The sequence below is a fragment of the Curtobacterium sp. MCPF17_018 genome (assembly GCF_003234135.1).
In the GTDB taxonomy this organism is placed as follows: Bacteria; Actinomycetota; Actinomycetes; order Actinomycetales; family Microbacteriaceae; genus Curtobacterium; species Curtobacterium flaccumfaciens.
Map to the genome: position 1 here is coordinate 31,863 of NZ_QKSJ01000013.1, position 12,522 is coordinate 44,384.

At 70.6% G+C, this 12,522-nt stretch carries 10 protein-coding genes; 7 read left to right on the plus strand and 3 right to left on the minus strand.

Annotated features, from left to right (window positions below; genetic code table 11):
* Positions 1-87: 87 nt before the first annotated feature.
* The 3 genes from DEJ27_RS14420 to DEJ27_RS14430 are packed head-to-tail and all read right to left on the minus strand — an operon-like array spanning position 88 to position 2,739.
* The gene (locus DEJ27_RS14420; protein ID WP_111091251.1) at positions 88-1,020 is read right to left on the minus strand and encodes a metallophosphoesterase; all 933 of its coding nucleotides are present in this window, start codon (positions 1,018-1,020) and stop codon (positions 88-90) included.
* Positions 1,021-1,045: 25 nt separating this feature from the next.
* A complete protein-coding gene (locus DEJ27_RS14425) occupies positions 1,046-1,387 on the minus strand; it encodes an L-rhamnose mutarotase (RefSeq protein ID WP_110862289.1) in 342 nt (113 codons plus the stop codon).
* Positions 1,384-2,739, minus strand: coding sequence for an MFS transporter (locus DEJ27_RS14430; RefSeq protein WP_220035397.1), 1,356 nt, complete (start codon positions 2,737-2,739; stop codon positions 1,384-1,386). The genes DEJ27_RS14425 and DEJ27_RS14430 overlap by 4 nt, the downstream gene beginning before the upstream one ends.
* A 247-nt stretch (positions 2,740-2,986) precedes the next feature.
* Between DEJ27_RS14430 and DEJ27_RS14435 the strand changes: the two genes are divergently transcribed.
* The 7 genes from DEJ27_RS14435 to rhaI all read left to right on the plus strand — a co-directional run bounded on the left by DEJ27_RS14435 (position 2,987) and on the right by rhaI (position 12,497).
* Positions 2,987-3,997, plus strand: a complete 1,011-nt coding sequence (locus DEJ27_RS14435) for a LacI family DNA-binding transcriptional regulator (protein WP_071247721.1) — start codon at positions 2,987-2,989, stop codon at positions 3,995-3,997.
* Positions 3,998-4,040: 43 nt separating this feature from the next.
* Positions 4,041-5,147 (plus strand): LacI family DNA-binding transcriptional regulator, encoded by a 1,107-nt coding sequence (locus DEJ27_RS14440; RefSeq protein ID WP_111091252.1) that lies wholly within the window; start codon positions 4,041-4,043, stop codon positions 5,145-5,147.
* A 406-nt stretch (positions 5,148-5,553) separates the two neighbouring features.
* Positions 5,554-6,873, plus strand: coding sequence for an ABC transporter substrate-binding protein (locus DEJ27_RS14445; RefSeq protein ID WP_111091253.1), 1,320 nt, complete (start codon positions 5,554-5,556; stop codon positions 6,871-6,873).
* Positions 6,874-6,878: 5 nt separating this feature from the next.
* Complete coding sequence (locus DEJ27_RS14450; RefSeq protein ID WP_232536511.1) at positions 6,879-7,811, plus strand: carbohydrate ABC transporter permease; 933 nt, start codon at positions 6,879-6,881, stop codon at positions 7,809-7,811.
* A gap of 101 nt (positions 7,812-7,912) precedes the next feature.
* Complete coding sequence (locus DEJ27_RS14455) at positions 7,913-8,719, plus strand: carbohydrate ABC transporter permease (RefSeq protein ID WP_258366682.1); 807 nt, start codon at positions 7,913-7,915, stop codon at positions 8,717-8,719.
* A gap of 118 nt (positions 8,720-8,837) precedes the next feature.
* Positions 8,838-11,156 (plus strand): family 78 glycoside hydrolase catalytic domain, encoded by a 2,319-nt coding sequence (locus DEJ27_RS14460; protein WP_110862294.1) that lies wholly within the window; start codon positions 8,838-8,840, stop codon positions 11,154-11,156.
* 168 nt (positions 11,157-11,324) lie between these two features.
* Complete coding sequence (rhaI, locus tag DEJ27_RS14465; RefSeq protein ID WP_111091254.1) at positions 11,325-12,497, plus strand: L-rhamnose isomerase; 1,173 nt, start codon at positions 11,325-11,327, stop codon at positions 12,495-12,497.
* The last annotated feature ends 25 nt before the right edge of the window (positions 12,498-12,522 follow it).

A 12,522-nucleotide genomic window follows, 5' to 3' on the forward strand; every position in this document is an offset into this window, starting at 1 on the left:
CCAGACGGCGGACTGGAGGCCCGTGGCGACGCCGCCACGGGCCTCCAGCCCGCCGTCACGCGCGTCCACCGCGCGTGGGGACCGGGCTCAGTGCTTGCCGGCGGCCGCGATGACGGCGCGGACCGTCTCGGGGTCGAGGCGGAACGCCCGCGGGTCGGCGTCGCCCCGGGGCACGCGGACCGGTGTCGACCAGACGGAGCCGTCCGCGGCGACGTCGACGACGAGTGCGCCGCTGTCGACGACGGCCGATTCCTCGTCGTACGGGCCGACGACGTCGGTGTCGTTCGCGACACCGGGTGCGACGAGGACCGGGACGCCGGCGAGCGACCCGGCGAAGTGGTGGTGGTAGTGGCCGGCGAGGACGACCCGCACGTCGGAACCGCGGATCACGTCGGCAAGGGCCTCGGGGTTCTGCAGGCGGAGGGCCTCGTGCAGCTCGGTCGGGGCGGGCAGCGGGGGGTGGTGCAGGACGACGACGGTGCCGTGCGGGGCTTCGGCTGCGCCACTGCCGGCGCCTTCGGCCAGAGCTGTGCGCAGGTGCTCGAGCGCCGTGTCGCTGAGCTCGCCGTACCCGGCACCCGGCACGCTCGTGTCGACGGTCACGATCCGACGCCCGTCGACGACCGACTGCCCGGAGACCGGGACCGTCGGCGGCAGGTACTCCATCGTGTGCACCAGTGCCGTGCCGCCCTGGCCCAGGACGTGCCCGTTCGTCAGGACCTGACGGAAGCCCTCGCGCAGGTCGTGGTTGCCGGGGACCGCGACGAAGGCCGCTCCGTGCCGCTCCGCCCAGCCGCCGACGCGGTCCTGCACGGTCGCGTAGGACTCGGGGCTGCCGTCCTCGGAGACGTCGCCCGAGACGACCACCAGCCCGATGCCGGGCACGCCGTCGACGTGGGCGAGCAGGCGTTCGAGCGCGGCCGTGGTGTCGACCGCGCCCTGGTGCAGGGCGCCGTCGCCGGTCAGGTGGGTGTCGGAGAGGTGGAGGATGCGGAGGGTCCCGGCTGCTGGCGGCTGCATGCGTCCACGGTAGCCACGGCCCCCGTCACTCCGGTGCTGCCGCCAGCTGGTCCTCGAGGTTGAAGACCTCGGGCAGCACCCGCGCGGTCTGGTCGGCGCGCCCGGTGGCCCCGGCGAAGAGGTCCTGCATGTGCGCCTCCCACGCCGTGGCCACCTCGGACGCCGCGAGTGCCGCATCGGCATCGGCCACCGAGTCGGTCTCGTAGTACCCGATGAGCAGCCCGTCGTCGTCGAGGAACAGCGAGTAGTTCCGCCGTCCCGCCGCCGCGATCGCCCGGAGCATCGCCGGCCACACGGCGGCGTGCCGCTCGCGGTAGGCGTCGAGCAGCTCGACCTGCACCTGCAGCCGGAAGCAGACGCGGGTCACCGTCCGGCCTGTTCGCGGCGACGCTGCTCGGCGTCGTGGACGGTGCGCTCGTCGGCGGTGCGGACCGTCCCGGTGACCGTCGTGACGGTGCCGTAGCGCTCGGCCTCGATCGCCTCGAGGGTCTTGCCCCGGGTGCGCGGTGCCCAGATCGTGCCGACCAGGAACGACAGCGCGAGGAGCCCGAGGATCAGGCCGCCGAGGGCCCGCAGCCCGATCTCCGACAGCAGCAGCGGGAACCAGATGCTCAGCAGTCCGACCATGACGCGGGCGGCCAGGAACAGCACGCCCTGGGCGCTGGCGCGGTACCGGGTGGCGAAGAGCTCGCTCGTCCACAGGCCGTAGAACGCCTGTGCACCGATGCCCGACGAGACGCCCCACGCCACGGCGAAGAACAGCAGGGTGCCGAGGTTGGCGGGCGCGTAGATGAGGACTGCCCACGCGATGATCGCCAGCACGGCCCCGGCGGCGTAGAGCGCGCGGCGGCTGACCCGGTCGGCGTACCGCATGAAGCCGAAGTACGTCGCGGCCACGGTGCAGCCCCAGACCAGGATCTGCAACCCGTACTGCTCGGTGACGCTCGTGACCCCGGTCGCCGCGTACACCCGGGGCTGGAAGATGCCGGCCTGCCCGGCGACGGTGTTCCAGAGCGCGTAGACGCCGAACAGGAACAGCATCGCGGTCAGGTTCTTCCGGCGGCTGAACAGCTGCGTGATCCCGTGGAAGAAGTTCGCCGTGCCGGTGGCCGCGCGCTCGTCCTTCCAGATCGCCGACTCGGGCAGCCCGCGGCGGAGCCACCACACGATCGCGGCGACGACGAACAGGTGGGCGAAGATGAGCCGGCTGCCGAGCAGGCCGAGCGGTGCCGCGGCGATCGCCAGGGCGAACCCGACCATCGGCCCGATCGACCACGCGAGCTGTGCCGTGCCGACGTGGGCCGCACGCTTGTCCGCGGGGGCCTGCTCGGCGATGTAGGTCCAGCTCGCCGGCACGCCCGCACCGACGACGATGCCGGTCAGGATGAAGCCGACCAGGAGCATGCCGTAGCTGCCGGCGAACACCGCGAGCAGGATGCCGAGCATGTAGAGGAGCAGGTCGTACGTGTAGATGAACTTCCGGCCGTACCGGTCGCACAGCGGTCCGCCGACGATCGCGCCGACGGCGGCACCGAAGGCGTTCGCCGACAGGCTCGCGAGCAGGCCGACCTCGAGGTCGCCGATCCGGAACTCGGCCTGCCAGAGGCTCAGGCTCGTGGCGATCGCGATGATCGACCCCGACTCGATGTAGTTCGACATGGCCACCGAGACGGTGGCCTTCCAGCCCGTGGTGTTCCGGGCTCCGATGCGGACCGCCATTGGTCCTCCGTTCGCGTGTTCGTCGGTGAATCGTTTCAACGGGACGACGAGGACGATAGCGCTCCGGTGTGCGCGCTGGCAAGAGCGGGTTCGCCGGGCCGGTCCTCGCACCGTGCGGGGGCAGTCGACGCGACCACCCCACGGACGGGAGGCCCGGCACCGGCCCGCCCCGCGCCTCCCGTCCGCGTTTTCCACAGATCACGGCGCGGGCCGACCGCGCGGACCGCGCCGATGCCAGGATGGCCACATGGCGGTCAGTGTGCGAGAGGTGGCAGCGCTCGCGGGCGTGTCCCTCGGCACGGTGTCGAACGTGCTGAACCGCCCCGACAAGGTCGCGCCCGGCACGGTGGAACGCGTGCAGTCGGCGATCGCGACGCTCGGGTTCGTCCGCAACGACTCCGCACGGCAGCTCCGGGCCGGACGCAGCTCCACCGTCGGGCTCATCGTGCTCGACGGCGGCAACCCGTTCTTCACCGACGTCGCCCGGGGCGCCGAGGACGCCGCGATGGACAACGGCCTCGCGGTGCTGATCGGCAACTCCGACGAGTCGACCGACCGCGAACGCACCTACGTCGACCTGTTCGAGGAACGCCGTGTCGCCGGACTCCTGATCTCCCCCGCCGGTGACGACCTGTCCCGGCTCGCGCGGCTGCGCGACCAGGGCACCGCCGTGGTGCTGGTGGACCGTCGCGCCGACGACGAGCACTTCGCCTCGGTCTCGGTCGACGACATCGCCGGCGGCCGCATCGCGGTCGAGCACCTCGCGGCGATCGGCCGCACGCACATCGCCTTCGTCGGCGGGCCGTTCGGCATCCGCCAGGTCGCCGACCGGCACGCCGGGGCACTCGCCGCCGCACAGGCCGCGGGCATCCGGCTCGAAGCCCTGCCGACCACCTCGCTGTCCGTGCTCGAAGGGCGCCGCATCGGCGAAGCGATCCAGGCCCGCCCGGCCGCCGAACGCCCGGACGCCGTCTTCGCCGCCAACGACCTGCTCGCCGTCGGGCTGGAACAGGCCTTCATCATGCGCGGCACCATCGCGGTGCCCGAGCAGATCGCCATCGTCGGCTACGACGACATCGCGTTCGCCGAGTCCGCCGTGGTCCCGCTGACGTCGGTGCGGCAACCCGCGCAGGACCTCGGTCGCCGCGCGATCGAACTCCTGACGAAGCAGGTCGAGCAGGGGCAGGACATCGACCTCGAGCACGTGGAGTTCACACCGGAGCTCGTGGTGCGGCAGTCCTCCGTCGCCGACGCCTAGGGCGAGGTCCGGACACGGCTCCCCCGCCGCCTACGATCGGAGCATGGTGCATGTCCCCCGGCGCGACGGTCCGCCGAGCGTGCACGACGTCGCAGCCCGGGCCGGGGTGTCGCTCGCCACGGTCTCGAACGTCCTGAACCACCCCGAGCGGGTCGCCGACGCGACCGCCGCACGCGTGCGGGACGCGATCGACGCGCTCGGGTACACACCGAACCGCAACGCCCGGGCGCTGGTGTCCGGCAGCACGCGCGCGATCGGCCTGGTGGTGATGTCGCTGCGGAACTCCCTGTTCAGCGACATGGTCAACGGCGCACAGCTGGCCGCGCGGGAACGCGGCTTCACCCTGCTGATCGCCAGCAGCGAGGACGACCTGCAGGCACAGGGCGAACACCTCGCCTACCTCGAGAGCGCCCGGGTGTCGGGGATCCTGCTCGCCTCGATGACGGAGTCCCGCGACCAGGTCGAGGTCGCGCGGCGCCACGGCCGACCCGTCGTGTACGTCAACCACGAGCCGACCGAACTCGACGCGTGCGCGGTGGTCGTGGACAACGAGCAGGCCGGGTTCCTGGCGACCGAGCACCTGATCGAGCGCGGCTGCCGACGCATCGGGTTCGTGAGCGCCCGTCCGGACCTGCAGCCCGTCGACCGGCGACGGGCCGGCGTGCTGCGGGCCGTCGCGGCACACCCGGGGGTCGAGCTCGTCGACGTCGACGCCGGGGACATCGACCCTCCGGGTGGCACCGACGCGGGGCTCCGCATCGCCCGGATGCCCGCGGACGAACGCCCCGACGGGGTGCTCGGAGTGACCGACCTGCTCGCGATGGCCGTCGTCTCCGAGCTCCGAGCCGCCGGGATCCGTGTCCCCGAGGACATCCCCGTGTCGGGCTGCGACCACAACTCCGTGGCGTGGGGCGGTGCGGTGCCGCTGACCTCGGTGACGATGCACGGCTCGGAGATGGGTGCGGCCGCGGTGGAGCTGCTGCTCGAGGAACTCACCGACCCGATGCACGTGCACCGGACCGTCGTGCTCGGCAGCGAGCTGGTGCCGCGCGAGAGCACGCTCGGTCGCGAGGGCGCGGCCGCAGCAGCCGCCGCAGCCGTCGTCGCGGGCACGATCACGTCGAGCGACCCGAGGCGCACCGAGGCCTGACCACGTCAGCCGAGACTCGGCCAGGCGGACAGGACTCGCCCTCGCACGGCCGCATCGTGCCCGCGGAGCCGAGACTCGGCCTGCGGACCCGACCCGGCACCGGACGGGAGGCGCGGGGCGGCGCCGACACGGGCCTCCCGGCCGGCGGGCGGCGCGACCACCGCACGGTGCAGCGCCGCGCGTCGGCGGACGAATGGACAAGCGAGCGACCACCCCGTACACCGCACCGCACCCGCTCCGCGGGATCGCGTAACGAAATCGGCACAGCGATTGACACGCTTCAATCCGCGTGGTTCCATCCTGATTGAAACGTTCTAAAACGCAGTAACCGGACCCCGCGACGGCGCGGGATCCGGGTCCGTTTCACCCGGGGTACCCAGCCCCGGGCCTTACGAGGAGGTAAGGAATGTCAGTTCGTTCCATGACCAAGCGCGCGATCGCCATCGGCGGCGCGACGGTCCTGATCGGCGGGCTCGCAGCGTGCTCGTCCGGCGGCTCCGCCGACGAAGGCGGCGGCAAGGTCGAGATCACCTACCAGGCCGACAACGCGCCGGCCACCGCGGCCACCGCGAAGCCGCTCATCGAGGCCTTCGAGAAGGCCAACCCCGACATCACCGTCAAGTTCGACACCCGACCCCAGGGCACCGACGGCGACAACCTGATCAAGACCCGACTGTCGACCGGCGAGGCCGCCGACGTCTTCAACTACAACTCCGGCTCACTCATGCAGGCCCTCAACCCGGACAACACCCTGGTGGACCTGTCCGACGAGAAGTGGGCGGGCGACGTCGACCCGCAGTTCACCAAGGTCGTCAGCACCGACAAGGGCATGTACGGCGCCCCGTTCGGCACGAGCTTCGGCGGTGCGGTGCTCTACAACACGAAGGTCTACGACGACCTCGGTCTCAAGGTCCCGACCACCTGGGACGAGTTCATCAGCAACAGCGAGGAGATCAAGGACGCCGGCGACGTCGCCCCGATCATCCAGACCTACGGCGACACCTGGACCAGCCAGCTGTTCGTCCTCGGCGACTTCGCGAACATCACCGCACAGGACGAGAAGTGGGCGGACGACTACACCGCCAACAAGGAGTCCTACGCCGACGAACCCGCACTCGCCGGGTTCGAGCACCTCGCCGAGGGCAAGGACAAGGACCTGTACAACGAGGACTACGCCTCGGCCACGCAGGCGAACGGTCTGAAGATGCTGGCCGACGGCACCGGCGCGCAGTACCCGATGCTCACGAACGCGATCTCGGCGATCCAGCAGGACTCCCCCGACGCGGTCGAGGACATCGGCGCGTTCGCCCTGCCGGCCGAGGACGCCGCGGACACGAACCTGACGATCTGGGAGCCGAACGGCCTGTACATCCCGAAGACCACCACGGGTGACAAGCTGGCGGCGGCGAAGAAGTTCATCGCCTTCGCGAACTCGTCCGAGGGCTGCCAGGTGCAGAACGACACCGGCACCCCCGGTGGTCCGTACGTCATCTCGACCTGCTCGCTGCCGGACGACGTACCCCCGATGATCGACGACCTGCAGAAGTACCTGGACGACGGCAAGGCGAGCCCGGCGCTCGAGTTCCTGTCCCCGATCAAGGGCCCGAACCTCGAGAAGATCTGCGTGCAGGTCGGCTCGGGCATCACCACCGCGGCCAAGGGTGCTGACCAGTACGACGACGACGTCGTGCAGCAGGCACAGCAGCTCGGCATCAAGGGCTGGTGACCGGCGTGACCGCGACCCTCACGACGGCGGTGGCCCCGCCGCAGACCCGCAAGGCCGGCCGGCCCGGACCAGCGCGCAAGCGGATGCGCTCGTTCTACCCCGCGTGGTTCTTCATCCCGGCGATCGCGCTGTACGTCGTGTTCTTCGCGGTCCCGACCTTCGCCGGGTTCTACTTCTCGCTCACCCGCTGGACGCTGTTCGACCAGACCTTCATCGGCTTCGACAACTTCGTCCGGTTCTTCCAGGACCCGCAGCTCGTCTCCGGGTTCGTGCACACCTTCCAGTACGGCTTCGTGACGAGCGCGGCGAAGGTGGTCCTCGGACTGGCCCTCGCCCTGCTCCTCACGTCGCCCGTGCTGGGGCGCGGCTACCTGCGGGCGGTCGTGTTCTTCCCGGTGCTCGTGTCGACCATCGGCATCGGCATCACGTTCAAGGCGCTGATGGACCCGTTCCACGGGATCATCAACGGTGTGCTGGGTTCGGTCGGCCTGCCCACCCCCGGGTGGCTGACCGACCCGGCGCTCGCGCTGTGGAGCGTCGCCGCGGTGGACGTCTGGAAGGGCGTCGGCATCGCGACGCTCATCTTCATCGCCGGCATCGTGGCGATCCCGCAGGAGTACTTCGAGGCGGCACGGGTCGACGGCGCGAGCGCGTGGTCGATCTTCCGGAACATCACGTTGCCGCTGTCCCGCCCCGCGATGGGCACCGTCATCATCCTGTCGCTCATCGGCGGCCTGCGGTCGTTCGACCTGATCTGGGCGATGACCGGCGGCGGGCCGGGGTTCACGAGCGACGTGATCGCGAGCGTGATCTACAAGCAGTACCAGGCCGGTTTCTACGGCCTGTCCACCGCCGGCAACGTGGTCCTGTTCGTCGTCGTCACGGCGATCATGGTGCCCGTCTCATGGCTCCTCAACCGCAAGGAGGCGGACCTGTGACCGCCGTCACCACCCCCGGAACCGGTCACGCGTCGGCGTCCGGCAGCCGCCGCCCCACACCGGCGAGCCGGAACCGCCACCCCGGGCGCGCCCGCAGGTGGATCATCGGCTCGATCGCCATCGTCGTCAGCTTCGTCGTGTTCCTGGTGCCGTTCGTCTTCGTCCTGCTCCAGGCGGCGAAGAACCCGGCCGAGGCGAACCAGCTCGGCTTCAGCCTGCCGACCGACTGGCAGCTGTGGCAGAACCTGCAGGCGGTGTTCCAGAGCGGCGACGGAGGCATCCTCCGCGCGTTCTGGAACAGTGCCCTGCTCACCGTCGGCAGCGTGACCGTGATGGTGGTGTTCTCCGCGATGGTCGGGTACGTCCTGCAGCGGCGACCGAGCCGGTGGAACGGCCTGATCAACTTCTTCGTGCTGGCGGGGCTCATCGTGCCGCCGGCGATCGTGCCGACCATCTGGGTGCTGCAGGGGCTCAACCTGTTCAAGACCATGGGCGGGATGATCCTGATCGAGGCGACGTTCGGCCTGTCCTTCTGCATCCTGCTGTTCCGGGCGTTCGTCGCGACGATCCCGAAGGAACTCGACGAGGCCGCCGTGCTCGACGGCGCCGGCCCGATCCGCCTGTTCTTCGGGGTGGTGCTGCCGCTGCTCAAGCCGGTGATCATCACGGTCGTGCTCGTGCAGTCGGTGACGGTGTTCAACGACTTCACCAACCCGCTGTACTTCCTGCCGGGGTCCGAGAACGCGACGGTGCAGCAGACGCTCTACGCGTTCCAGAGCCAGTCGGTCAGCCAGCTGAACCTGCTGTTCACCGACGTGCTGCTCATCACGATCCCGCCGCTGATCCTCTACGTCTTCTTCAACCGTCAGATCGTCGCCGGCATGACCAGCGGCGCCGTCAAGGGCTGACCGCCCACCCCGGTCTGGAGGCGCGACGCGCCTCCGCCACACCGCCCGCCCGGGCGCACGGCCGGGCCAACGACCCCGCACCGGTCGACGACGACCGGTCGCGTGAAAGGACCATCACATGACCACCTGGACCGCACCGTTCATCGCGGCCGACAGCGACCTCGGCAGCGCCCCGATCCTGCGTCGGGAGTTCACCCTCGACGACGGGCACGGCGCCGTCACAGCCGCCACGCTCGACGTCAGCGCACTCGGCGTCGTCGAGGCCTGGCTCGGCGGACAGCGCGTCTCCGACCACCTGCTCGAACCGGGGTGGACGAGCTACGAGTGGCGCATCCGCGTCGTGTCCCACGACGTCACGCCACACCTCGTCGACGCGGCACCGGGCGATCCCGCGGTGCTCGCGCTCATCGTCGGCAACGGTTGGGCCGCCGGACGCCTGGCCTGGGGCGGCGGTGGCGGCTGGTACACGGACGAGCGCGCCGGGTTCGCCGAACTCCGGATCACCTTCACCGACGGGCACGAGCAGCGCGTGACGACCGACACCGACTGGCAGGCCCTGTCGAGTGCGATCACCGCGGACCAGCTCTACGACGGGCAGGACATCGACGCCCGACTCCGCGACGGCTCGTTCCTGACGCCCGGCGAGGTCACCGTGCCCAGCGTCGACGGCCACCAGGGCCGCACGAGCACGGTGCACACGGTCGACATCGGCGAGCGCGAACTCGTCGCCGACACGGTGCCGCCGGTGCGTCCGCTCGCCGAGATCGCCCCGGTCGAGATCTGGACGAGCCCGTCGGGAGCGACCCTGGTCGACTTCGGCGTGAACCTGGTCGGCTGGGTCCGGGTCACCGCGACCGGCCCGGCCGGCACGGTGCTCACCCTGCAGCACGCCGAGGTGCTCGAGCACGACGAGCTCGGCACCCGCCCCTTGCGCACCGCGAAGGCGACGGACCACTTCACCCTGCGCGGTGACGACGAGCCCGAGACGTTCGAGCCCCGCTTCACGTTCCACGGGTTCCGCTACGCGCAGGTCGACGGGTTCCCGGGCACGCACGACGAGCTCCGCGCCGCGGTCACCGCCGTGCAGGTCGGCTCGGACCTCACCCGGACCGGCACCTTCGAATCGAGCCACGAACTGCTGAACACCTTCCACGACAACGTCGTCCGGGGCATGCAGGGCAACTTCCTGAGCGTGCCGACGGACTGCCCGCAGCGCGACGAGCGACTCGGCTGGACGGGCGACATCGCCGCGTTCGCGCCGACGGCCTCGTACCTGTTCGACACGCGGACCTTCCTGGCCGACTGGCTGCGCGACGTCTGGCTCGAGCAGCAGCACGCCGACGGGGTCATCCCGTTCGTGGTGCCGGACGTGCTGAAGTACTCCCCCGCCGAGGACTTCGGCAAGCCCGACGCGACCGCCGTCTGGTCGGACGCCGGCGTCTGGGTGCCGTGGACCCTGTACCAGGCGTACGGCGACACCGCGGTGCTCGAGGAGCAGTTCGACTCGATGGCCGCACACCTGCGCCGGGTCCGTGACCACCTGTCCCCGGAGGACCTGTGGGACACCGTGTTCCAGTTCGGCGACTGGCTCGACCCGGACGCCCCGCCCGAGGCCCCGGCCGACGCGAAGGCCGACAAGGGCGTCGTCGCGACGATCTGCGCCTACCGGTCCGCGACGATCGTGGCGGACGCGGCGGAGCTGTTGGGTGGTCACGAGGCGGAAGCGGCGGAGTTCCGGGAACTCGCCACGCGCCTCCAGGCCGGGTTCCGCACCCACTACCTGCAGGACGACGGGCGGATCCTGTCGGACGCGACCACGGTGTACACGCTGGCGATCGTGTTCGGGATCCTGTCCGAGCAGGAGCAGGCCGTGGCCGGCGAGCGTCTCGCCGAGCTGGTCGAGGCGTCCGGGTACCGGATCTCGACGGGCTTCGCGGGGACGCCCTTCATCACCGACGCGCTGACGCAGACGGGCCACCTGGAGGACGCCTACCGACTGCTGCTGCAGACCGAGTGCCCTTCGTGGCTGTACCCGGTGACGATGGGCGCGACGACGGTGTGGGAGCGCTGGGACTCGATGCTGCCGGACGGCACGATCAACCCGGGTGAGATGACCTCGTTCAACCACTACGCACTCGGTGCCGTGGCGGACTGGATGCACCGGGTGGTGGGTGGCCTGTCGCCGCTGTCACCGGGGTACTCGGCCGTCCTGATCGCGCCGCAGCCGGGCGGTGGACTGACGTGGGCGGAGACCTCGCTCGACACGGTGCACGGGCACGTCGCCGTGCGGTGGGAGCTCGTCGACGGGGAGTTGCGCGTCCGGGCGACCGTGCCCGAGGGCGTCTCGGCCCTGGTGCGCCTGCCGGGTGCCCCCGAGCAGCGCGTCGGCGCGGGCACGCACGACCTGCGCGCGCCTGCCGCGGTCCCCGCCGCGTAGGGGCCTGGCTCGCAAAACACCGGTGTTCGCGCGTCGAACCCCCGAACGCGCGTGTTCAACACGTGAACACCGGTGTTTTGCGGCACCACCCCACCCACCACGGTTGCGCGGCCCCCGCGCAGCGCGTACCGTATGAAACGATTCAATCGCACACGAGGAAGTGACACGATGACATCGACCCCGAGCTTCGCCGGCATCGCCGACCAGCTGGCACGACAGCAGATCGAGCTGCCCAGCTGGGCCTTCGGCAACTCCGGCACCCGCTTCAAGGTGTTCAGCACGCCGGGCACCCCGCGCGACCCCTACGAGAAGATCGCCGACGCCGCCCAGGTGCAGGAGTACACCGGCCTGGCCCCCACCGTCGCGCTGCACATCCCGTGGGACCTGGTGGACGACTTCGCCGACCTCAAGCGCCACGCCGAGGAGCACGGGGTGTCGCTCGGCACCGTCAACTCGAACACGTTCCAGGACGACGACTTCAAGTTCGGTGCCCTGACCCACGTCGACGAGACGATCCGGCAGAAGGCGATCGACCACCACCTGCGTTGCATTGACGTGATGGACGCCACCGGCAGCCGCGACCTGAAGATCTGGCTCGCCGAGGGCTCGAACTACCCCGGGCAGGAGGACATGCGCTCCCGCCAGGACCGCCTGCACGAGTCGCTCAGCACGATCTACGACCGCCTCGGCGCCGACCAGCGACTGGTGCTCGAGTACAAGTTCTTCGAGCCGTCGTTCTACCACACGGACGTCCCCGACTGGGGCACCAGCTACGTGCAGACGGCGGCACTCGGGCCGAAGGCGATGGTCTGCCTCGACACCGGGCACCACGCCCCCGGCACGAACATCGAGTTCATCGTGATGCAGCTCCTGCGTCTCGGCAAGCTCGGTTCCTTCGACTTCAACTCGCGCTTCTACGCCGACGACGACCTGATCGTGGGCGCCGCAGACCCGTTCCAGCTGTTCCGGATCCTGGTCGAGGTCATCCGCGGCGGCGGCTACGACAACCCCGACGTGGCGTTCATGCTCGACCAGTGCCACAACGTCGAGGACAAGATCCCCGGCCAGATCCGCTCGGTGCTCAACGTGCAGGAGATGACGGCTCGCGCGCTGCTCCTCGACCGCGTCGCACTGACCGCCGCGCAAGAGGCGCACGACGTCCTCGGCGCGAACGAGGTCTTCATGGACGCGTACCAGACCGACGTCCGGAAGGACCTGGCCGAGTGGCGCGAGTCCCGCGGACTGCCTGCGAACCCGATGCGCGCCTACCTGGAGTCCGGGTACCAGCAGTCGATCGCAGCGGACCGCGTCGGCGGCGTCCAGGCCGGCTGGGGCGCGTAGGAACATGACGAACACAGTGGAGGCA

Excerpts from the sequence above, each read along its gene's own strand:
- DEJ27_RS14445 (WP_111091253.1), top strand. The coding sequence starts at position 5,554 with ATGTCAGTTCGTTCCATGACCAAGCGCGCGATCGCCATCGGCGGCGCG.
- rhaI (WP_111091254.1), top strand. The coding sequence starts at position 11,325 with ATGACATCGACCCCGAGCTTCGCCGGCATCGCCGACCAGCTGGCACGA.
- DEJ27_RS14435 (WP_071247721.1), top strand. The coding sequence starts at position 2,987 with ATGGCGGTCAGTGTGCGAGAGGTGGCAGCGCTCGCGGGCGTGTCCCTC.
- DEJ27_RS14440 (WP_111091252.1), top strand. The coding sequence starts at position 4,041 with ATGGTGCATGTCCCCCGGCGCGACGGTCCGCCGAGCGTGCACGACGTC.
- DEJ27_RS14430 (WP_220035397.1), bottom strand. The coding sequence starts at position 2,739 with ATGGCGGTCCGCATCGGAGCCCGGAACACCACGGGCTGGAAGGCCACC.
- DEJ27_RS14420 (WP_111091251.1), bottom strand. The coding sequence starts at position 1,020 with ATGCAGCCGCCAGCAGCCGGGACCCTCCGCATCCTCCACCTCTCCGAC.
- DEJ27_RS14460 (WP_110862294.1), top strand. The coding sequence starts at position 8,838 with ATGACCACCTGGACCGCACCGTTCATCGCGGCCGACAGCGACCTCGGC.